This window comes from Myxococcus sp. CA023, from assembly GCF_010998615.1.
GTDB lineage: Bacteria > Myxococcota > Myxococcia > Myxococcales > Myxococcaceae > Myxococcus.
This window is the reverse complement of the sequence record NZ_JAAEAH010000090.1, coordinates 14,688-36,923: the sequence shown is the minus strand read 5'-3', so window position 1 is coordinate 36,923 and position 22,236 is coordinate 14,688. Positions and strand designations below refer to the sequence as shown.

At 70.6% G+C, this 22,236-nt stretch carries 16 protein-coding genes; 10 read left to right on the top strand and 6 right to left on the bottom strand.

Annotated features, from left to right (window positions below; genetic code table 11):
- Positions 1-2,691 precede the first annotated feature (2,691 nt).
- Genes rho through F8M74_RS31320 form a run of 6 tightly spaced genes read left to right on the top strand, consistent with a single transcriptional unit; the run spans position 2,692 to position 10,048 of the window.
- Positions 2,692-4,242: a transcription termination factor Rho gene (gene rho, locus F8M74_RS31345; protein WP_141258956.1), complete on the top strand. Its 1,551-nt coding sequence runs from the start codon at positions 2,692-2,694 to the stop codon at positions 4,240-4,242.
- Between the two features lie 53 nt (positions 4,243-4,295).
- A complete protein-coding gene (locus F8M74_RS31340; RefSeq protein WP_141258955.1) occupies positions 4,296-4,565 on the top strand; it encodes a hypothetical protein in 270 nt (89 codons plus the stop codon).
- 3 nt (positions 4,566-4,568) lie between these two features.
- Entirely contained in the window at positions 4,569-6,476 is a 1,908-nt protein-coding gene (locus tag F8M74_RS31335) for a DUF4129 domain-containing protein (RefSeq protein ID WP_141258954.1), read from the top strand.
- Complete coding sequence (locus F8M74_RS31330) at positions 6,469-7,749, top strand: DUF4350 domain-containing protein (protein ID WP_141607809.1); 1,281 nt, start codon at positions 6,469-6,471, stop codon at positions 7,747-7,749. Before F8M74_RS31335 ends, F8M74_RS31330 begins: the two co-directional genes overlap by 8 nt.
- Entirely contained in the window at positions 7,746-8,744 is a 999-nt protein-coding gene (locus F8M74_RS31325) for a MoxR family ATPase (RefSeq protein ID WP_141257347.1), read from the top strand. Before F8M74_RS31330 ends, F8M74_RS31325 begins: the two co-directional genes overlap by 4 nt.
- On the top strand, positions 8,741-10,048 hold the full coding sequence (locus F8M74_RS31320; protein WP_141257348.1) for a DUF58 domain-containing protein: 1,308 nt from the start codon (positions 8,741-8,743) through the stop codon (positions 10,046-10,048). Before F8M74_RS31325 ends, F8M74_RS31320 begins: the two co-directional genes overlap by 4 nt.
- Here the strand turns inward: F8M74_RS31320 and F8M74_RS31315 are convergent.
- Both F8M74_RS31315 and F8M74_RS31310 read right to left on the bottom strand, forming a co-directional pair.
- Positions 10,026-10,505, bottom strand: a complete 480-nt coding sequence (locus tag F8M74_RS31315) for an inorganic diphosphatase (RefSeq protein WP_171410460.1) — start codon at positions 10,503-10,505, stop codon at positions 10,026-10,028. The two genes, F8M74_RS31320 and F8M74_RS31315, sit on opposite strands and share 23 nt — an antisense overlap.
- A complete protein-coding gene (locus F8M74_RS31310) occupies positions 10,498-11,514 on the bottom strand; it encodes a stage II sporulation protein M (protein WP_090489437.1) in 1,017 nt (338 codons plus the stop codon). Before F8M74_RS31310 ends, F8M74_RS31315 begins: the two co-directional genes overlap by 8 nt.
- A 135-nt stretch (positions 11,515-11,649) precedes the next feature.
- On the opposite strand from F8M74_RS31310, the gene F8M74_RS31305 reads away from it, so the two are divergent.
- Positions 11,650-13,125, top strand: coding sequence for a hypothetical protein (locus F8M74_RS31305; protein WP_228560017.1), 1,476 nt, complete (start codon positions 11,650-11,652; stop codon positions 13,123-13,125).
- A gap of 93 nt (positions 13,126-13,218) precedes the next feature.
- Here the strand turns inward: F8M74_RS31305 and F8M74_RS31300 are convergent, their stop codons facing one another.
- Positions 13,219-14,760, bottom strand: coding sequence for a bifunctional UDP-sugar hydrolase/5'-nucleotidase (locus F8M74_RS31300; protein WP_141257350.1), 1,542 nt, complete (start codon positions 14,758-14,760; stop codon positions 13,219-13,221).
- A gap of 185 nt (positions 14,761-14,945) precedes the next feature.
- On the bottom strand, positions 14,946-15,350 hold the full coding sequence (locus F8M74_RS38215; RefSeq protein ID WP_228560015.1) for a hypothetical protein: 405 nt from the start codon (positions 15,348-15,350) through the stop codon (positions 14,946-14,948).
- A gap of 30 nt (positions 15,351-15,380) precedes the next feature.
- Between F8M74_RS38215 and F8M74_RS38210 the strand changes: the two genes are divergently transcribed.
- Positions 15,381-16,445: a hypothetical protein gene (locus F8M74_RS38210; RefSeq protein ID WP_228560013.1), complete on the top strand. Its 1,065-nt coding sequence runs from the start codon at positions 15,381-15,383 to the stop codon at positions 16,443-16,445.
- A 28-nt stretch (positions 16,446-16,473) separates the two neighbouring features.
- Here the strand turns inward: F8M74_RS38210 and F8M74_RS31290 are convergent, their stop codons facing one another.
- Positions 16,474-19,578, bottom strand: coding sequence for a cyclic nucleotide-binding domain-containing protein (locus F8M74_RS31290; RefSeq protein WP_141257352.1), 3,105 nt, complete (start codon positions 19,576-19,578; stop codon positions 16,474-16,476).
- A gap of 202 nt (positions 19,579-19,780) precedes the next feature.
- Between F8M74_RS31290 and F8M74_RS31285 the strand changes: the two genes are divergently transcribed.
- Complete coding sequence (locus F8M74_RS31285; protein WP_141257353.1) at positions 19,781-20,587, top strand: RDD family protein; 807 nt, start codon at positions 19,781-19,783, stop codon at positions 20,585-20,587.
- Here F8M74_RS31285 and F8M74_RS31280 read toward each other — a convergent pair.
- On the bottom strand, positions 20,553-21,071 hold the full coding sequence (locus F8M74_RS31280) for an outer membrane beta-barrel protein (protein WP_171410461.1): 519 nt from the start codon (positions 21,069-21,071) through the stop codon (positions 20,553-20,555). The two genes, F8M74_RS31285 and F8M74_RS31280, sit on opposite strands and share 35 nt — an antisense overlap.
- 222 nt (positions 21,072-21,293) lie before the next feature.
- Between F8M74_RS31280 and F8M74_RS31275 the strand changes: the two genes are divergently transcribed.
- Positions 21,294-22,232, top strand: coding sequence for a lipopolysaccharide assembly protein LapB (locus F8M74_RS31275; protein WP_141257355.1), 939 nt, complete (start codon positions 21,294-21,296; stop codon positions 22,230-22,232).
- Positions 22,233-22,236 lie beyond the last annotated feature (4 nt).

Below are 22,236 nucleotides of genomic sequence, written 5' to 3'. Positions count from 1 at the left end.
GAGATGTGTATAAGAGACAGGCCCTCCCGGGGGATGACGCTGCCGCCCACGGGCGCCGCGCTGGTGGATGAAGCCACCGCCCTGTCGCTCAACCCCGCGGGCCTGGGCTTCGTCAACGGCAGTCAGCTCTTCTACCTGCACGAGCGCAACCTCGTGCATGACGGCCTGGGAGACGGCGTCTTCCTGGCCACGCGCCTGCTCGGCCTGGGCCTGGGCGGCGCCATGGAGTGGATTCGCGGACGGGCGGAGCCGGACTACCGCCGCACGTCCCTGGGTCTCTCCCTGGGTACGCGCACGCTGCAGCTCGGCGGTTCGTGGCACTCCTACGGTTCATCCAACCGGGACATCGACGCGCTGGACACCTTCGACGTGGGCCTCACGGCGCGCCCCTTGCGGGCGCTGTCGCTGGGCGCGGTGGTGCGCGACGTCAACGCCCCCTCCGAGGGCACGCTGGCGCTGAAGCGGCAGTACAACCTGGGCGTGGGCGTGCGCCCGCTGGATGAGCGCTACACGCTGGGCGTGGACTGGCTCTTCTCCGAAGGCGCCTTCCGCCAGGGCCAGGCGACGTACACCGTCAACGCGGAGGTGATTCCGGGCCTCCGCCTGGGCGCGGGCGTGTCGCACGGCTTCACCTCCGGGGTGCCCATCGCGCTCCAGGTGGCGGCCACGGTGGACACCTCACACCTGGGCCTCACCTACGCGGCGGGCGGGACGAACGCGGGGCTGGACCACCTGGTGGCGGTGCGCCTGTCGTCGGAGACCTACCGCTCCATCGCGCCGCGCGGCGGCGTGGTGACGCTGCTGGACTTGAATGACGCATTGAGCGGCGGCACCAGCCCCGTCCTCTCATGGCTGGGCGTCAGCGAGGCGGACCCGTACCTGCGGCTGACGCGGTGGCTGGACCTGGCCACCCAGGACGACCGGCTGGCCGGCGTAGTGGTGAAGATGGAGAGCCTGCCCGGGGTGGGCTGGGGCAAGGCGGAGGAGCTACGGCAGGCGCTGCTGCGGCTGCGCGCGTCCGGCAAGCGGGTGATGGCGGTGGTGCTGTCCACGGATGACCTGGGCTACTTCGTCGCCTCGGCGGCGGACCGCATCTACGCGCTGCAGGAGTCGATTCTCTACATCAACGGTCTTGCCGTGCACCTCCAGACGTACGGCGGGACGATGGAGAAGCTGGGCGTGCACTGGGACGTGGCGCGGGTGGGCCGCTTCAAGACGGCCCCGGAGCAGCTCTCACGCACCGAGCCCAGCGACGCGTCCTTGGAGTCCACGAACGCCTACCTGGACACGGAGGTGGCCGTCTACGAGAAGGCCGTGCAGGAAGGCCGCAAGGTGCCCGTGGAGCGGCTGCACGCGCTGTGGGCTCTGGGCCTGCCCCACCCGAAGCGCGCGGTGGAGCTGGGGTTGATGGACGGCATCATCTCCTCGACAGGGCTGGACAAGAAGGTGGAGGAGCTGGTGCCGGGTGGACGCTTCAGCACCACGTACGCGCCGCGCGACGAGCGCGATGGCCGCTGGGCCCGCCGGCGCCGCATCGCCGTGGTGCCGGTGCTGGGCGACATCATCGGCGGCCGCAGCCGCGAGGACCCGCTGGGCTTCAGCCGCCTCGCGGGCGCGGAGACGGTCATTCGCGCGCTGGAGCAGGCGCAGTCGGACCCGAGCGTGGCGGCCATCGTCGTGCGCGTGGACTCGGGCGGCGGCGAGGTGCTGGCGTCCCACCTGATGTACGAAGCCGTGATGGAGGCGGCCAAACACAAGCCCGTCATCGCCTCCATGGGGGACATGGCCGCGTCCGGTGGCTACTACGCCGCCATTGGCGCGCACGAGGTGTTCGCCCTGCCCACCACGCTGACGGGCAGCATCGGCGTCTTCTACATCAAGCCCGCCCTCGAGGGCCTGCTGGGCGGGCTGTTGGGCGTGCACCAGGAGAGCCTGACCCGCGCGCCAATGGCGGACATCCTGGACGTATGGCGCCCCTGGACGCCGGAGGAACAGGAGGCGGCCCAGGCGTGGGCGGACGCCTCCTACGACAGCTTCATCACCGAGGTGGCGCTGCGGCGGAGGATGGACAAGGCGAAGGTGGACGAGGTCGCCCGGGGCCGGGTGTGGAGCGGCCAGGACGCGCTCGCCCGCGGACTGGTGGACAAGCTGGGTGGCCTGCTGGAAGCGGTGGACTCCGCGCGGATGCGGGCCGGAATCCCTCCGGACGAGGAGCTGGACCTGGTGGTGATGGGCGAGGCGCGGGGCTTCTTCTCCGCGCTGGGCGGTGAGCCCGGGGTGCGCGCCGCGCTGTCCCTGCTGCCCGCGCAAGAGCCCGCCCTGCCCGAGTCCCTGCGGGCGCTGGCCCGCTCGGCCGGCCTGAACCTGATGTTGCTCCAGCCGGGCGTGAAGGCGATGGTGCCCTTCCAGATAACCGTCCGCTGAGGTCCTGGCGGCGGCCCTGAATCAACAGGTGAGGGGTCGGCCGGACGACACCGCGCGAAAAAAGCGGCGGCGCCGTCCCCGGCCTCTGTTACTGTTACCCCTGCACTCCGGACGGCTTTGGGCCGCCAGGGTGCTCCAGGAAACGGCGGTTCGGCCTGCTCGTCACCAGGGCCCCGCGTCCGCTTCCTGTCCCACGGCCTGAGTCACCTTGCGTCCCCGCCCTCCTCCTGGAGCGGCCGCCCGGGGCGCACACAGTCTGGAACGTTCATGAGCGAAAACCCCGATAACCGCGACCCACGTGATGCCCCCCCTGTTCCCGCCGCCCGCGCCGTGGCGCCGCCCGAGCCGGACGATGACGGTGGCGACGAGGGCGACGACGAGGGGCCCGACGACGGTGATTCCGGCGGGGGCGCACAGGGTGGCGCCCCCGGGCAGCCCGGCCAGGCCACCGGCCGCCGCCGCCGCCGTCGACGCCGTCGCCGTGGCGCGCAGGTCCTCTTCACCCCGGATGGCCAGGCCTACCGGATGCAGCCGGGACCAGACGGCCAGCAGGTCCAGGTGTTCCTCACGCCGCAGGAGCTGGAGCAGTACCGCCAGCGGCAGACGCAGCAGCAACAGCAACAGCAGCAACCACCGCAGCCGGCGCACGGCGGCGGGGGCCAGCAGCACGCGCGCCACGCACAGCACGGGGGCGGCGGCCAGCAGGCCTCGCAGCAGGCGAACCTCTCGCCGGTGGAGGGCGTGCTGGACACGGAGGCCAAGGGCCCCAACGCCTTCCTGCGCCAGCTCAAGCGCAACCTGCTGGCGGCGCCGGATGACCCGGAGCTGCCCAAGAACCTGGTCCAGAAGCTGCGGCTGCGGCAGGGCCAGTACATCACCGCCTTCGCGCAGATGCGGGGCCACAAGGGCGTCATCCAGAAGGTGGACACGGTGGACGGCCGGCCGCTCGATGGCGCGCCGCGGCTGCCGCACTTCGCGGACCTGACGTCGGTGGACCCCACCGAGCGGCTCAAGCTGGAGAACGGTCACAAGGAGATGGTGACCCGGGTGCTGGACCTCATCTCCCCCATTGGCAAGGGACAGCGCGCGCTCATCGTCGCCCCGCCCAAGACGGGCAAGACGATCATGCTCCAGCGCATCGCCCAGGCCATCCTCTCCAACCACCCGGAGTGCCACGTCATGGTGGTGCTCATCGACGAGCGTCCGGAAGAAGTGACGGACATGCGGCGGGGCATCAAGGCGGAGGTGCTGGCCTCCAGCTCCGACCGCCCCACCGCGGACCACCTCAAGGTGGCGGAGCTGGCCCTGGAGCGCGCGCGCCGGCTGGTGGAGTCCGGCAAGGACGTGGTCGTCCTCCTGGACTCGATTACGCGTCTGGCCCGCGCCTTCAACAAGGAGGTGGACAACTCCGGCCGCACCATGTCCGGCGGCGTGGACAGCCGCGCCCTGGAGCGCCCCAAGCGCATCTTCGGCGCCGCCCGCGCGACGGAGGAGGCCGGCTCGCTGACCATCATCGGCACGGCGCTCATCGACACCGGCAGCCGCATGGACGAGGTCATCTTCGAGGAGTTCAAGGGAACAGGTAACTCCGAGGTCACTCTGGACCGGCTCCTGGCGGAGAAGCGTGTCTTCCCGGCCGTCAACATCCCCCAGTCCGGCACGCGCAAGGAGGAGAAGCTCTTCACCCTCCGCGAGTACGAGAAGGTGAAGAAGCTGCGGCAGATGCTCTTCTCCGTGAAGCCGGTGGAGGCCATGGAGGCGCTCGTGAAGCGGCTGTCCCGCTACACGTACAACGACGAGTTCCTCGACGAGCTGTAGTCCCCCGCTTCGGGAATGGTACGGCGGGCCCGGGTGTGCGTTAAGGTGGCGGCATGATTCAAGGCTCGGGCCGCTGCCACTACCACCCGGAGCGCGCCGGCCTCGGCGTCTGCGTGGAGTGCCGGCGCGTCATCTGCCGGGAATGCACCACGCAGTTCGAGGGCATCAACCGCTGCGCCAGCTGCCTGGACCAGCGCCTCAAGGCGCTGGAGGGCCCGGGTGAGCGCCGCGAATGGTCGGCGGGCAACGTCGTGCTGGCGGTGATGAGCCTGGCGCTCGTCTTTGGCGGCATCCTCCTGCTGGCCCAAGTGGCGGCGAGCTAGCCCATGGCCGTCTCCGCGCTCGAACTCCGCCCGCGCAACGCGGTGGCCTTGATGGACGCCGCGCTGCGCCTGTGCACCCGCAACGCGGGCGTCTGGGCCCTCACCCTGCCCGGCGGCGCGGCCGTGGTGGCCGCCATGTTGTACCTGGCGGAGTCGGTGCGCATGGGCTGGCCGCTCGTGGTGCCTTCGGTGCTGCTGACGCTGGCGTGGTTCCTCCGGGGCCTGGGCCAGGGCGCGACGTGCCATTACGTGCAGGAGCTGCTGCTGGGCACCCAGGGCGAGCCTTCCGCGTGGGCCTCGCTCAAGGCCGCGCTGGGCCGGATGCCCGCGCTCTTCATCGCCGTGGCGTACCTGCTGGGCCTCAACACCCTGGTGGTGATGGTGACGGGAGGCTTCGGCTACCTCCTGCTGCAGTCCCACGGGGTGGGCTACGCGGCGGTGATGCAGGGGCGAGGCAGCCCGCTGAAGCTCTACGGCACGTGCTCACGGCTGCTGGGACCGGCGCGCGGCACCGCGCTGTGGGTCCGCGGCCTCATGTCCGTGCAGGTGCTGGCCTTCTTCAACCTGCACATCGCCTTCAACTTCCTGCTGTTCCTGGGCCGCAAGCTGGTGGGCGTGGACCTGACGTTCGCGGAGCGCTTCGCCTCGCTGGACAACGGCCAGTGGCTGATCTTCCTCGCGGTGACGACGTTCGCCCTCTTCGAGCCGGTGCGCGCCGCGACGGCCACGCTGCTGCTGGTGGACGGGCGCGTGCGTCAGGAAGGGCTCGACCTGCTGGCCAGCGTCCAGCAGCTTCCGTCCCGGGATTTGGGGCGTCCCCTGCCTCCGCCGGGCGCGACGCGTGGCGCGGCGATGCTGGCGGTGGTGCTGGGCCTGGGCCTGCTGACGGCGGCGCCGGCCCATGCCCAGGACACCGAGGACGCGAAGCCCCTGGCCCCCGCCGAGGCGCTGCGGCGGCTGGGCGAGGTCGCGGAGGCGTGTGAGGCCTCGACGGATGAGGACGCCGCGGGCCTGTACGCGCCCCTGGAGTCCCTGGGGCCCGGCGAAGCCGTGAAGCTGGACCGCTTCGTCCGCCGCGTGGAGCGGCAGGCCTTCGACGAGGAGGACTGCGACAAGGCCCGCGCCACGCTGACGCAGGGGCTCACCACGATGGGCGCCACCGTGGACGCCCAGGCTCGGGCGGATGCACGTGCCGCCACCGCGCGAGCGAAGGACATCCTGGCCCGGCCCGAGTTCGCGGAGGCCGCGCCCAAGGCGGAGAAGGACGCCCCCGAGCCCACGGCCCCACCCGAGACGCCAGGCTGGTGGCAGCGCTTCATCGACTGGCTGGGGGCGTATCTGAAGAAGCTGTTCGAGCGGGAGCCGGCGGAACCGCGGCAGGAGACGGCACAGCCATTTCTCACCGGCACCAGCGTGGCCAACGTGCTGGTGGTGGTGCTGGTGACACTCACCCTCGCGGTGCTGGGCGTGGTGCTGCTGCGGGCGCTGAACCGCGACAAGCGCCGCGCGGGCGCCGAAGGTGTGCAGGTGTCCACGGTGGACGCGTCCACGCTGGCGGGGGACGCCCACCACGCGCTGTCACGCCCTCCCGAGGGCTGGGCCCACCTGGCGGACGAACTGGCGGCGCGGGGGGCCTACCGCGAAGCGGTGCGCAGCCTCTACCTGGCGCTGCTATCCCGGCTCCACCGCGACGGCGCCATCCTCTATGACGAGACGCTGAGCAACTGGGACTACCTGTATCAGTTCCGGGGCCGCGCGGAATGGAAGGCCCCCTTCCGGGAGCTGACGCGGCGCTTCGACTTCGCCTGGTACGGCAACCTGCCGGTGGGCGTGGACGGCTACCGCGAGTTCCGCGCGCTCACCGAGCCCCTGCTGGCCGCGCCTTCACGCCCGGAGGTGGCCGGTGCGTGACCGCTTCCCGCTGCTGGTGGTGGGGGGCCTGCTGCTCACCGCGGTGCTGACCACCTTCCTGGTCCGAGGCGCCCGGCGCAACACGTTCGCGGACACGCTGTCCACGTACCGCGCGCAGGAGGACGGCGCGCGAGCCCTGTTCCTGCTGGCCCAGGAGAGCGGCTTGCCGGTGACGCGCCGCATGGCGGACCTGCGCATCGTGTCCGGACTGGGCACGCCGGTGCTGCTGGCGGTGGAGGTGTCCGGCGCCTACGAGCACGACCCGGACCAGACGGCGCTGGCCGCCGAGCCCGACGCGGGCCTGGCCGACGAGCACGTCCCCCGCACCGGCTTCAACGCCTTCCGCGCGGCCGCGCTGGACGACGATGAAACCGAGCAACTGCTGAAGCACGTGCGCGAGGGCGGCAGCGCCATCTACGTGCCGTGGGGCTCGCGGGAGAACCCGGTGCTGCAAGCCTTGAACGTGAAGCTCTTCAAGGCGGACACCACCCTTCCCATGCGCACGCTGGTGCCGCCCCAGCCCACGCCGTACACGCTGGGCGTGGAGCGCGTGGAGGCGAAGGTCCAGGCCTACCTGGAGCTGCCCCAGACGGCCGTTCCCGTCCTGGAGGATGAACGGCTGGGCATGTTCGTGGCGGCGGTGGTGCCGTACGGGCAGGGCCGCGTGCTGGTGGTGGGCGCCCCGGAGCTGGCGATGAACCAGGCGCTGGCGCGCGCGGACAACGCGCAGTTCTGGCTCAGCACCCTGGCGTCAATGGGCCCCGGCCCCATCGAATTCGATGAGTTCCACCACGGCTTCACCAACGAGCGCTCGGTGGTGGACTTCGCGCGCCGCTACGGCCTGCACTTCGCCGTGTTGCAGTTGCTGCTCGGCGTGGCGCTGTGGTCGGTGTCGCTCAAGCGCTTCGGCCGTCCGCGGCCCCCGCCCGAGTCCTCGCGCGTGGGCGCCACCGACGCGCTCTTCGCCATGGGCCGCCTCTATCGCGAGGGCCGGCACCACGGCTTCTCCGCCCAGCTCATCCTCCGGGGCCTCACCCAGGACCTGGCCCTGCACGCGGGCCTGCCCGCGCATGCGTCCGCGGACGCGGTGACCCACGGCCTGCGCGAGCGTGGCCGCGCGGACCTGGCCCAGGGGCTCGAGGAGCTCACCACGGACAGCCGCGCGGTGACGCGCGACACGGACCTCCAGCAGCTCGCCGAGCGCGCGGCGCGGCTGCGACAACGCCTTCATTCCGCCGGCGCCGCCCGGCCCAGCCCTCCCGAAACGACATGAACGACACCCTGTCCGCCCCCTCCCCCACCCCGGCTGGTAACGCCGTGCAGGCCGCCCACGCCATCCGCGAGGCCGTGCTGTCCGAGGTGCGCAAGGCCGTGGTCGGCCAGGACGAGGCCCTGGAGCTGATGCTCTGTGGCCTCATCGCCGGCGGCCACATCCTGCTGGAAGGCGTGCCCGGCGTGGCCAAGACGTTGATGGCCAAGGCCCTGTCGCGCAGCATCGGCGCGGAGTTCAAGCGCATCCAGTTCACCCCGGACCTGATGCCCGCGGACATCCTGGGCACCAGCGTGTTCGACCTGAAGACGCAGGGCTTCACGCTGGTGCGCGGCCCCATCTTCACGGACCTGCTGCTGGCGGACGAAATCAACCGCGCCCCGGCGAAGACGCAGTCCGCGCTGCTGGAGGCCATGCAGGAGCGCTCGGTGTCCATGGAGGGCCGCGTGCTGTCGCTCTCCCCGCTCTTCACCGTGTTCGCCACGCAGAACCCCGTGGAGTCCGAGGGCACGTATCCGCTGCCCGAGGCGCAGCTCGACCGCTTCTTGCTGAAAATCGAGGTGGGCTACCCCGCGCCGGAGGAGGAGGACGCGATTCTGGCCTCCGTGCACCGGGGCTTCGACTCGGGAGACCTGCAACGCGCGGGCGTCAATGCCGCGGTGACGAAGGACGGGCTGCTGGCCGCGCGCGGCGCGCTGAATGAAGTGACGGTGGAGCCGCCGGTGCTGGCATACGTCCGCAAGCTGGTGGCGGCCACGCGCGCCTCCAGCCGCATTCGATTGGGAGCCGGGCCTCGCGCGGGCGTGCACCTGCTGCTGGCGGCCAAGGCCCTGGCGGCGCTGCGCGGGCGCGGCTTCGTCACCCCGGACGACGTGCGCTTCCTGGCGGCGCCCGTGCTGAAGCACCGCCTGCTGCTGTCGCCGGACGCGGAGCTGGACGGGGCCACGCCGACGGACGTGCTGCGCGAGGTGGTGCGCGGCGTCGAGGTCCCCCGGTGATTCCCACCCCGCGCCTCTGGGTGCTGCTGGCGCTGCTCGCGCTGCCGATGATGCTGGCGGGCTTCAGCCCCGGCATTGGCGGCGCCGTGCTCGCGCTGGACGCGCTGGTGCTGGCGCTGGCGGTGTTCGACGTGCTCACCGCGCGGAGGGCCCGGCTGGAGGTCCACCGGGTGCTGCCGGCGCGGCTCAACGTGGGTGTGGCCAACAAGGTGGTGGTGCGGCTGATTCACCGGAGCGGCGGCGCCGTCCAGGTGCGCGTCCGGGACGACGTGCCGGACGGCTTCGCGGCCACGCCGGACGAAGCCCCGCTGCACCTGCCCGCGCGGAGCGAGTCGCGCTGGGTGTACCGGGTGACGCCCGTGAAGCGCGGCCGCTTCCAGTTTGGAGACGTGCACGTCCGCGTGCGCGGGCCGCTGGGGCTGGTGTTCCACGAGCGCGTGTTCCCCGCGGCGCAGGACATCGCCGTGTACCCGGACCTGCGCGGCGCCAACCGGCTGCTGCTGTCGGGCGCGGCGCTGGACCTGGTCAACCTGGGCCTGCGGCAGCTGCGGCGCGACGGGCGTGGCAGCGAGTTCGCCCGCCTGCGCGACTACGCCCAGGGCGACAGCGTGCGGGACGTGGACTGGAAGGCCACCGCGCGACGTGGGCGGCCGGTGACGCGCGTGCTGGAGTCGGAGCGCTCGCAGTCCATCCTCATCTGCGTGGACGCGGGCCGCTCCATGGCCGCGCAGGTGGACGGCCTCACCAAGTTGGACCACGCGGTGAACGCGGCCCTCTTCCTGGCCTTCGTGGCCGTGCGCAACGGCGACCGCGTGGGGCTGGCCGTCTTCGCGGATGGCGTGAAGGCATACCTGCCGCCCGCGGCCGGACGCACGCAGTACCGGAAGATTGTCGACACGCTCTACGGCACCACGCCCAGCCTCACGTACGTGGACTACCTGGCGCTCTTCAAGGAGCTGAACCTCCGCCTCACGCGCCGCAGCCTGCTGTGTGTCTTCACCGACTTCCTGGACGAGGAGCAGGCCTCCACCATGGTGGCCCCGCTGCACCGCCTGGCGCGGCGGCACGTCCCCCTGTGCCTGTCGGTGAAGGACACCGCGCTCCAGAAGCTGCTGCGCACACCACCCCCCAGCCCGGAAGAGGCCTTCCAGCACGCGGTGGCGTCGGAGCTGCTCACCGACCGCGAAATGCTCAAGGCGCGCGTGAGTCAGGGCGGCGTGCAGATGCTCGACGTGCAGCCGGATGAGTTGAGCCTGGCCGCCGTCAACCGCTACCTGGACATCAAGGCGCGCGGCGTGCTGTAGCCTCCGGGGCCACGTCCGGCGCCGGGACGGGCAACGGCAGCCACCCCATGAAGCGTGTGTCCGGGACGTTGCCCCGCATGCGGTGCAGCACCTGCTTGAAGAGGGCGTAGACTTGGAAGAAGCGCTCCAGGCCCGCGCGATCGGCGTCCGTCAGGGGCGCGGCGGCGCACACCACCTTCGGGTCACCCCGCCCCGCGTCGACGAAGCCGATGACGCCCACCACCGGCACACACAGCCGTTGACCCAGTGCCAGCCGGGGCCCCATCACGACGGCGTCCAGCGGGTCGCCTTCATCCGACGTCAGGCCCGGGATGCTGCCGTAGTTGTACGGGCACGGCAGCGGCGACACGAAGTCCACCGCCCCGTCCGCGCGGCGCTTCACGAAGGAGAAGCGCGGGCACTCGATGAGGACCTCCGGCTCACTCGGAAGCGGAGGCAGCCACAAGCGCTCATCCATGGGCGGACTCAGCGCCGCCGTCTGGCGCCGCGCGGCCCCCACGCAGCCAGTCCGACAGCAGGTACGCGTACACGCCCGCGCCCACCGTCAACGCGAAGGACACCTTGAACGCCACCGACAGCTTGGGCGGATGAATCTGGGACACCGTGCCCTCGATGAAGCCCGCGAGCACGAACAGGACGAGCGTGCCGAACAGCAGCCGCACCGCCGTCACCGCCTCCTGTCGCACCGCCTGTCCACGGGGCAGTCCTCGCGGGGCCACCATGCCTCGCGCAATCACCAATCCCGCGGCGCCCGCGATGCAGATGGCGGTGATTTCCGGAATGCCGTGCGGAAGAATCCACGCCCAGAACCAGCCCGCCATTCCCTTGGCCGCATAGACTTGCGCGAGCGCGCCCAGGAACAGGCCGTTGACGAACAGCATGATGGCCGTGCCCAAGCCCACCGTGATGCCCAGCGCGAACGCCAGGAAGGCCACCTGGATGTTGTGGGTGAAGAGGTAGGTGGTGAACTGGGCCTGGTCTCCCACCGACATGCCGTCACCCGCGGCCTCGTCGGCCGCGCGTTCGACGGGGTCCAGGTTCAGGTGCTCGGCGGGGACCAGATAGTGCGCCGCGTCGGGGTCCACCATCATCCCCACGTAGCCGAAGCCCACGCCCGCCAGCAGCAGCAGCAGCGACGCCACGTACATCCGCCACTCGCGCCGCATCAGCGCGGGGAAGCCCCGTGCCACGAAGCCCCACACGTCCGCCAGGCGCGGGCGCCGGCCCGGGTATGTCAGCGCGTACGCCCGCCCCACCAAATCGTTGAGGTAGGCATTCACGTCCGCCGAGCCACTGCGCGCGCGAACCCACAGCAAGTCACTGGAGACGGCGCGATACAGCCGCCCCAGCGTCCTGGCATCCTCCAGGCTCAGCTCGCGCAGGCCGTGGGATTCGGACCGGTCCAGCAGCGACTCCAGTTGCTCCCAGCGCGGCTTGCGGGACTCGATGAACTCCGCCATCTCCATGGGCCGGCACTCTACCCCAGTGATGTGGCGGGCCACCCTGCCCTCCGATGAAGCTTTGTGGGAAAACGCAGGACCATGACGTGTCGGATGGCGTTCCTGGGATGGCTGCTCGCCCTGCTATCGGGATGCACGAGCATGCGCGCTTTGTGTCCCCTGGAGGGAGGCCGTCCCTGGGTGGAAGTGCGCAGTCCCCATTTCACCGTCCGCACCAACCTGGACACGGAGACGGCCGAGGAAGCGGCCCAGGAGCTGGAGCTGCTCCGCGAAGGGCTGCTGCAAGCCTGGGGCGGCAGCTTCGACCCGCCGGGCACGGTGGACATCATCGTCCTCCACAACCGCAGCGCGCTGGAGGAGTTCACCAACATCCGCATCGAAGGCTTCTCCACCAACACCGAGGATGGCCCGCTGCTGGTGCTGGCCGGGCACGCCTACGCGCTCAGCGAAGCCACCGCGGACATCACCACCCAGGCCCACGAGCTGACGCACTACCTCTCTGAGCTCGCGCTCGTCCGCCAACCACGCTGGCTCTCTGAAGGGCTGGCCAGCTACCTGGAGACCATCGCGCTCAGGCCGGAGCGGCGCGAGGTCATCCTCGGCCGCCTCCACGGGGCCTTCTACAACCAGGTGCAGCGGCACGGCTGGCGCACGCTCGACGAGCTCTGGGAGTGGGACAGCAAGGGGCTGCTCGGCACCTCCGAGTCGCGGCAGTACTACGCGTCCTCCTGGCTGTGGGTGCACTTCTTCATCAGCCGGCACGGCGCGCGCTTCGAGGACTTCCAGAAGCGCCTCATGCAGGGCGAGGAACCCCGGCAAGCCTTCGAGGCCGCCTTCCGCGGCGAGGAGGACCTGGCTGGCGAGCTGAATGGCTACGTGCGCCGCCCTGGGCACATGAATTACCGCACCATCACCGCGCCGTTGGCGCCCGTGACGAGCCCGCTACACACGCGCCCCATGCGCGCGGCCGAGGTCCACGCCATCCGCGCCCAGCTGTTCCTGATGACACCGGGCGCGTCCCCCACGGAGGAGCGGCTGCCCCACATCGAACGAGAGATGGCGGAAGCCACGCGCGAGGAGCCCGGCAACGTGGACGCCATGTTGCTGCGCATCCGCTCCACGGAGGATCCGTTCCGCAGGCTCGCCCTGGCGCGGGAGCTGGTGGAGCGCCACCCCGACAGCGGGCACGCGTGGAACGCCATGGCACAGGCGCTGGACGCCGCGGGCAATACGTCCGAGGAGCAAGAAGCCGCGAGGCTCCGCGCGGTGGAGCTGCTGCCCGGCAGCGTGAGCGCGCAGAACGGACTGGCCGGCTACTACGCGCGCACGGCCCAGCCGGAGAAGGGCCTGACGGCGGCGCAGCGGGCCCTGTCGCTGGCGCCGGGGAACGCGTCGGTGCTGGACACGTGGTCCACCCTCCTGTTCCAGCTCGGTCGCTGCCCGGAGGCGCTGGACGCCCAGCAGCTCGCGGTGGACATGCTCCACGAAGGCACGCCGCAGCGGCTGCGGCGGACCGTGCACGACACGCTGGCCCGCTATCAGGCCGTGTGCGGGCCCGATGCCCGTCCCGCCGCGGCGACCCCGCCCTCGGCGGCGCCTACCATGGAAACGCCGTGAGCCCCCGGCCCCGCTGAAACGACGAAGCGCCGGAAGGGCCCAGGTGGGCTCCTCCGGCGCTTCAGGGGACCTACAGAAGCAGGACGGCGAGGACTACTTCAGCAGCTTCTCCAGCGGCTTCTTGTCGCTGCTCGACTGGTCCTTGGTCCAGTCCACCACCGGCGTCTGCCACGCCATGCCCGTCTCGGTGGGCTCGGGGGCCAGCTTCTCGAACTCGAAGCCGTCACCGCCGAAGTAGAGGTACTCCACCGTGGCGACCGTGTACTCCTTCTTCGGGTCCAGGGCCTTGCCCTTGGCGTCCTTGAACTTGCCCTTGCCCGCGGCCGTGAAGCCGGAGACGAGCGCGTTCGGGTTGGCCAACTGCCGGGCCAGGTCCTCGCCCTTCAGCTTCACGATGAGGAGCGAGTTCTCGAAGGGCATCACCGAGTAGATGCTGCCGCGGGTCACCGGACCGGCGGGCAGGTCGCCGCGGATGCCGCCGCTGTTGAGGACGGCCGCGTCCGTGCCGAGCACGTTGCGCACCGCGCCCGCCACCCACTTCGCCATCTGGGGTGACGCATGGGGGATGCCGGCCTTGGAGAAGCCGATCTGCTGGCCCAGCACCTCGTCCAGCTGCGTCTTCCACTTGCCCACCAGTTGCGCCGTCTCCGCGTCCGGCGCGCCGCCCGACACCTCGACGACCTTGGTATCCAGGCCGGTCAGCTTCTCACCCGCGGGCTTCGCCGGGTCGAAGGTGACGTGCGCGCGCAGGTACTTGCCGAAGCCACGGTCCAGCGACACGAAGCTGGTCGCGCCGTCCTTCAGCTCGACGGGCTGCGCGCAGCGGCCACCGGCCACCAGCGCCACCTTCCACTCGGGGTGCTTCGCCACCGCGGGCTGCAGGTCGGTGACGCACTCGTCGGCGAGCACCACGACCACGTCCGCGCCGGCCTTGCGGGCCTCCGGAATGGCGGTGGTGAGCGCCTCCTCGTAGCCCGTCACTTCCAGGCCATCCGCGCGGCCGGGCATGGCGGTGCGGACCGTCTTCTCGGACGCCAGGCCCACCACGCCAATCTTGAGGCCGCGGCGCTCGAAAATCTGGAACGCCGGCATGGACAGGTCGCCCGCCAGCGCCGGGTCCTTCACCTTGAGGTTGGCGGCGAGGAACGGGAAGCCGCCCACGCCACGGTTCTTGAGGAAGGCCTCCTTGCCGAAGGCCAGCTCATGGTTGCCCAGGGCGGAGGCGGCGTAGCCCATGCGGCCCATGACCTCGGCCGTGGGCTTGCCCAGGAAGAAGGAGGAGATGGCCGGGCCGTTCCAGTGGTCACCCGTGGCGAGCGCCAGCGTGCTGGCGTCCGCGCACGTGGGCTGGCCCTCCTTCACGGGACCAGGACAGTGCTTCTCATCGGCCATCCAGCGGCCGAGCAGCTCCGCCGCGCCGCCCTTGCCCTCGGAGGCCTGGAGCTGGCCGAACGCGCCACCCGTCACGAGCAGCGTGACTTCGGTAGGAGCAGCGGGAGCCTTGGCTTCCGGCGCGGTGGCCGGAGGAGGAGTGGGATTGCTCTTCTCGCAGCCGGCAACGACACCGAGTGCGAGGACCAGCACGCCGGACAGCGGCTGGCGGAAGGGACGAGGACGTAGAGGGTTCGCGCTCACAGGTGCGCCTTTAGCACAACTCGGCTCGTGCTACGCTGAGACACGTGGCAGACAGCGACACGCGGCACGGCGGTTCCTCACCCGAAGGCAAGGTTCACAAGCACACAGAGCAGGGGTTTGCCGGTCAGGGCGAGGCCCGGGCACGCGAGTTCTGGGGAGAGGTGAGCGCGGGTGCGCGTCACTTCTCACCGAAAGACCGGAAACCGCCCGAAGGGCGCCTGCGCCAGTTCTTCTACGGCATGAGCCTGCCGTTCCACATCGGTGGAGCGCTGCTGGGCGATCCGGTCGCACGCAAACAATACATTCGTGTCGGGGCTCTTCAATCTATTGCAGCTCTGGCATTGGCCTTGAGTTTCATGACTTCCGGAACTGAAGCGGCGGAAAGCGCCAGCAAACGGGAGTCCCGAGCCGAAGCGCGCGCCAAGGCGGCGCAGATTCAAAAAGTCGCCGAGGCCCTCGCCGACCAGCACGTCAAGAAGGAGGCGGCAGCTGCCACCCGGCGTGCGAAAGAGGTTGAAGCTCAGACCATCCAACGCCTCCAGGAAATCGACGCGCAGGTTGCCCGGCGCAAGCAGGCCGAAGCGCAGCACGCTGGCGAGGGGCCGCCCTCAGCTCCCGAAGTGCAGCCCGAGAACACCCGCACCGGAGAGGCAGAGGGCGTCGCGGGAGCCACTCCGGACGCCCAGAAGCCCTCCCCCATCCCCGCGGACACGCCCGAAGCGAGGCTGGAGCAGCGCATCCGGGACGTGGAGGCCGCGGCCCAGGGGGCCGATGCGGGCACGTCCCTGGCGAAGGCCATCACCGCGCTGGTGATGGAGGCCACGAAGGACCTGGAATCGGAGGCCCCGGCGTATTCCGCCAAGGAGCGCACCGACGCCGCGGCGGATGCCCCACACACCGCCGAGGACACCCAGGCTCCTGCTCACGAAAAGAGCACCTGGACGGTGAATGGCTTCTCCGTGTGGGGCCTGGCCTTCTGGGCGGCGCTGTTCGCCGCGCTGCAGTTGGCGCAGTGGGTGGTCATCGCCCTGTCGCGGGACTACCACGACGCCATCTCCCGCAAGGCCAGCCTGCTCACGGGGCTGGAGCCAGAGGACGAAGAGTTCCCGCCGCGCGTTCGCCTCAACATGGTGTGGTTGCGCAAGAAGTTGAAGCGACGCTGGCGGTCCTTCCTGCTGCTCATGGTGGGCGTGCCGGCGCTGGTGCTGATCACCCTCCCGTTCATGTGCGCCTCCCGCATCGTCTTCACCGCCCTGTTCACCGCCTGGGGCGCGTGGTGGTGGGTGGTCTTCACCGCCGCCAAGAGCGCGCGGGCCTGGGAGCCATCCGCGGGGCCCACGCGGCCGCCCTGGTTCCTGCGGGTGTGGACGGTGCTCACCACGCGCGTGCCGGGCTTTCGGTGGGGCGCGCTTCAGCGGTACGGCGCGTCCTGGGGACGGCGCACGGAGGAGGTCTTCGCGCCCATCTCCAGCACGGAGCGCCACCCCTGGGTGTTCGCCGGGCTGGCGGTGGTCCGATTCCTGGGCTCATTTCCTCCGATGAAGTTCTTCGTCCGGCCGCTCATCCCCGTCGCCTCCGCGCACCTGCTGGAGGAGGACGTGGCCGCGGCCAGGAAGGCGCTCGCCGCCGGTGCGAACGCCTCGCCGCCCGAAGCCGAGATGCCCCGCCCCGCCGACGCGTGGTGACGGGAGGGACGTCCCCGCGCCGCTCGGTTCAGGAGTCGTCGCGCGAGCGGTCGTCGTTTCCATCCGGCGCCGGCCCATCCGGCAGCGGCGGCGCCAGGGGGCCCAGCGGCGCCGTCATCTCCAGCCGCTCGCCCGTCTCGCGCGAGTCCGGCAGGTCGATGAGCGCCTGGAGCTGCAGGCTCACCGCGCGGAAGAAGCCCGTCAGCAGCTCCGGCCGGTCCGCGAGCAAATCCAAGAAGTCACGCCGGTCGATGATGAGCACCCGCGTGTCCACCGCGGCCACCATGTCCGTGGGACGCGGTGCGCCGTCGAGCAGGCTCACCTCGCCGAAGGCCTGCTTGCCCTGGAAGCGCAGCACGTGCTCGCCGTCGTGGAAGGCATCCACGGCGCCGTCGACGATGACGTAGAGCGCGTCGCCCGGGTCGCCCTGGGCGTAGATGCGCTCTCCCGCGCGGAACGACGCCTCGCGTGCCACGGCGGCGATGGCGGCGATGTCATCCACGTCGCACTGGGAGAAGACACTCACCCCTTCCAGCGCGAACATCCGCTGGACTGTCCTGTCGCTCATGTCACCTTCCTGCGGGAGCACGTGCAGCCCGTTCACCCACGCCACATGGCGGGCACACGCGCGCAGCACTCCGTCTTCGCTCTGGACCAGCGCCGCCAGCCGCCGCCACAACCGGCCGGGCGCGCCGGGTGGAAGTTCGCGGTGGTGCGCCTCCACCTGCTCCATCACCAACTCCCGGTCCTCTTCGTCGACCAGGTTCTCCAACAGCTCCAGCGCCAACGCGCGACGGCGCAGGTCCGGCCCCACCAGGTTGTAGTGGATGCCGCGCATCACGTGCGACGGATGGAGCAACCCCAGGAGGAAGAAGGACAATTCCAACGCCTGGTCCATCCGGTCGCCCACCGCGCGCGTGAGCAGCGAGCCATCCCCCAGCGCCGCGCGCAGGTCGCGGAAGGCGCCCACCAGGTTGCGGTAGACCTCCCGCCGCCGGCCCAGGGCCTCGCGCACGCGCTCCACGTCCACGGGATGCTCGGGGTGCTCGTCGCGCAGGCGCGACATCTGCGCGCCAATCCGGAAGTGCAGGGACGCGTCGTCGCGCACGTTGGAGAACAGCAGCGCGTCCAGCGCCGCCGGTGTTCCGATGCCGCGCAGCACACGGGGCAGTTGCAGCCGCATCGCCAGCGGCGCCATGTGCTTGTTGAGCTGGTCCTCCACCAGTGGCGTCACCTCGTCGCCCAGCGCCACCAGCGCCTCGCGCGCCGCCTTGCGTTCCTCCCGCCAGGTGAGGAACGGCAGCAGCCGGGGCGCCAGCTCCGCGTAGCGGCCCTTGCCCACCGCGACCAGGGCCACGTGCCGCACGGAGCCGTCCGCGTCCTCCAGATAGCGCGCCAGCGGCTCCGCGAAGCGTGAGTTCTGGATGCGCCCCAGCAGCCGCGCCACCTCGCGGCGCTCGGGCACCGGTGCGCCCTCGCCGCGCGACAACATCGCCCGCAGCGCGTCCAGCGCCACGGCGCTCCCCGTCGACTTCACCAGCGCGCCAATGGCCGCGCAGCGCAGGCCCACGTCCGGGTGGGTCAGCAGCGCGGGCAGCAGGCGCTCCGCCCGCTCCGGTGACAACCGCGCCAGGGCCCACACGGCCTGGTCCCGAGGCCGACGTGGCCCTTCCTCCACCAACCGCTCCAGCACCGGCGCCAGTTCGTGCGCCTCCAGCTCCAGGGCCAGGGAGACGCCGCGCTCCAATACGCGCTCGTGCGGGTGACGAAGCAGCGCGGACAGGTGCGGACGCAGCGGCACCTCCGCCTGCTCCATCATCGCCACCGCGCGCAGCACCCGCTCCGGAGAAGGCGCCGCCAGGGCCTCGGCCAGCAGCCGCTGCTCCTCCTCGCCCTCCAGCGCCACGTCCTCTTCCTCGGGCGCCCCCACCTGCTCGCCCAGCGCGGCCACGTACGCGGGCTTCATCCGCACCAGCAGCAGGCCCAGCCCCGCACACATGCCCACCACCGCCACGGCCATGAAGGTGCCGGTGGCCGCGCGCCCCGCGCCGATGAGCAGCAGGCCGGCCAGCACGACGCCGCCCTTGCGCAGCAGCCCGTCCACCGTGGCGCGCAGGCCCTCGCGCTGGTCATCCGGCACCGCGGCGTAGAGCAACTGGATGCCCACCGGGAGGATGGAGTAGCTCACCGCCGTCTCCACCAGTCGCAGCAGGTGCACCGGCCACAAGCTGGGGGTGACGAGCGCCGCGCCCGCCAGCGGGGCCAGGACCAGCGGAACCATCGCCACGTAGCGCAGGAGCCCCAGCCGCTTCAGCAGGCGCTGAGCCACTAGCAGTTGGAAGGCCACGCAGAACAAGCCAATCCAGAGCTGGAGCGAACCGAAGAGCGCCGTCAGCGCGTCCTCGCTCAGCGTGCCTTCCAGGCGCAGCCGGAAGAGGTAGTCCACGAACGACGACAGCACCGCGAACGCGATGCCCAGCGCCGCCAGCACCTGGGCGTAGGGGCTCTCCGCCAGATAGCGCAGCCCCAGGAAGGACGCGGGGCGGCCGCGCGGCGGCGTGGGCGGCAGGCCCTTGTACAGGTGGTGGAAGATGGCGCCCGCGGCCAGCAGACCCACGGCGCCGCTCACCACGATGGCCGGCGTGCCCAGCTTCACCGCCAGGCCCTGCACCAGCAGACCTCCGGCGATGCCTCCGCCCATGGCGAAGCCGTTGAGCGCGGTGAAGGCCCGGCGCGCCTCACGCGCGTCGAAGGCGGCCGCCATGCGGCCCCAGAAGCGGAAGGACACGAACGTGGAGAAGGTGTCCGCGAAGAGGTACAGCGCCAGCGCGGGCATGCGCTGCCCCGCGGACAGGGCCCCCGCCAGCACCAGCGCCACCACGCCGCCCATGCCCGTGAGCAGGCCCGGGGACTCGAAGGGCGAGCCCGGCTTGGAGCGCGGCAGCACCGTCATGGCCGCCGTCATCAACGCACCCAGCAGGTACAGGTACGGCAGCGCCTGGGACTCGAAGCGCGACAGCACCAGGGCGTTGGAAGCCGTCTTCAGCTGCGTCACCCCTGCGATGAGCGCGAACTGAAAGGCTGCCGCCGGCCAAAGGCGGCGGTTCCATGATGAGGAGTCGGAGGGGAGCACGGTGCGAGTGCGCGGCAGACTACCCCACGCCCTCTCGCCCCAAGAATAGCGCTGTCGTGCGAGGTGCCGCCCGCCTGCCCCCCGGACGGCGGGCAAGTCACTTCGGACACCTTCACCCGACTTCCGCCGCCCTCACTGAAATCGTTGGAGCCGCGACGAATATACCTCGAGCCGCCCGCACGTGCGCCGCCGCGGCTAGACTGTGTCGGTGACGACCGCCACCGACACCCTGCTGGACGGCACCCACACGGTGCTCACCCCCGAGTACGTGGAGTTCCGCTTCACGCTCGCGGGCCTGTACTCGCGCTTCCTGGCGTGGCTGCTGGACGCCGTCATCGTCACGCTGCTCACCGGCACCATCCTGACCACGCTCAGCCTGGTGATGTTCGCCTTCCCGGGCTTCGCCAGCGCGCTGTCCATCGTCATCTACTTCCTGGTGGACTGGGGCTACGCGATAACGCTGGAGACGGTGTGGAGCGGACGCACCGTGGGCAAGCGGGTGATGTCGCTGAGGGTCATCCAGGAGAGCGGCGTGCGCATCGGCTTCTACCACGCGGCGCTGCGCAACCTGGCGCGTCCGGTGGACCGGCTGCCCCTGTTCTACCTGGTGGGAGGGCTCACCGCGCTCGTGTCCGGCTCCCAGCAGCGGCTGGGGGACATGCTGGCGGGAACGCTGGTGGTGCGCGAGCGGCGCCTGAAGGTGCCCTCCGCCCTGGGCACGCCCGGCGACGAAGGGCTGCTGGCGGATCCGCTCTTCGTGTCGCGCGTGAAGCGCCTGTCCAGCGAGGAGCGGGAGGTGGTGCTGACAGCGGCCCTGCGCCGTGAGGAACTGCGCATGGAGGCGCGACTCCGGCTGTTCGCGGCGCTGGGAGCACGGCTGCAGGACGCGCTGGCCATGGAGAAGCCGCCCCACCTCTCCGACGAGAAGTGGGCGCTGCTGGTGGCCGCGGCCCTGCTACCGCCGAAGGGACAGCCTAGAAGTACGCCGCAGCGCCGGCAGACAGCGTGAGCGTGCGCTGCGTCTTCTCGTTGAGCGCGATGTAGAAGTTGTACTGCGCGCGCGCGCCCACGCTCACCGAGTCCGACAAGAAGAAATCGATGCCGACGTTGGGGCCAATGCCCACGAAGTTGCTGACGCTGGTCTTGAAGACGACGAGGTAGCTCAGGTCCGAGCCCACATAGGGGCGGATGGACTCCTCCATCAGCAGGTACCGGATGCCGATGGACGGCGCCAGGCCCACCACGCGCTTCTCGTTGCGGTCCGTGGTGTCGCGCGGGAACGCAATCTTCGACAGGGAGACCACCTCGAAGCCGTTCTCGATGTAGAGGCTGGCGTCGACGCCCACGAAGAACGCGTCATCCAGGCCGTTCGTCCGGTTGAAGTCCATGTAGCCCAGTGACAGGCCCAGGCTGCGGTTGGCGAACTGGGCATGCGCGGGGCTGGCCGACAGCAGGGCCAGGGTAAAGCCGAGGGTGCAGAGCAGGGTACGCATGGGCCGCCACTCTACCGGCGTAACCCCCGGAAAACAGCCTGGATTCATGCCACTCCGGGCGTTGCCTGGGCGCGGGCGCTCTCCTACACTCGCCACGCCATGCGTGTCCGCCGACTTGTTGCTGCGCTGTCCCTGGTCTCCGCCCTGCCCTTCGTCGCCTGCGTCCGGACCCCGCCGCCTCATGAGCGGGCGCTCATCAACAATGAGCTGTGCACGCAGGAGATGGCCAAGGGCGATCTGGCCCGCGCGGAGACGTTCTGCGACCTGGGCCTGGAGTTCTCCCCCCAGTACGCGGACCTCTGGTCCAACAAGGGCATCATCGCCATGTCCTCGGGCCGGTATGACGACGCGAAGAAGCACTTCATCAAGGCCCTGCGCTACAACCAGGAGCACCTCCAGGCGTACCAGAACCTCGGCGCCATCTACATGCAGGAAAGCGCGTACGGAAAGGCGCACGACAACTTCCGGCGAGCCCTCAAGGTGAACCCGGACAATCTGGAGTCGCGCTACAACCTGGCACTCACCCTGATGAAGATGGGGAAGATGGACGAGTCCAAGAAGGAGCTGCGCACGATCCTGGCCGTCAACCCCGGCATCTCCGACGTGCACCACCTCCTGGGTATCATCTCCTACTCGGAGGGTGAATTCGACGAAGCCGGCGAGCACCTCGCCCGGGCCACGCAGCTGGTCCAGGATTCACCCGTGCTGTGGCACGACCTGGGCACCGCGCTGATGGAGCTGGGCCGCTTCCAGGAAGCGCGCGAGTCCTTCGCCAACTGCGCCCAGCTGGACCCCAGCAACAGCAGCTGCATCAACAACCTGTCCCTGGCCCAGCGCAAGACGGCCCTCACCGACGCGGCCTTCAAGGAGATCAAGGACACGCAGCAGGCGGAGAACTCCGCGCCCGCGCTCTTCATGCTCGCGCGTCAGTACCGCGAGAAGGGCCTGCTGGCGGAGGAAGAGGCCACCTACCGCAAGTGCGTCAAGCTGGATGCGAAGTACGCCGCCTGCCACTACGGCCTCTACGAACGCTTCTTCGAAGCCCACAAGCGCGAGCACGCGCAGATCGCCTGCAAGAACTTCCTGAAGTACGGGACGTCTGAGGAATTCCCCACGGAGTACCAGACGTGTGAGAGATTCCTGAGCGACGCGACGTTCTGATGTC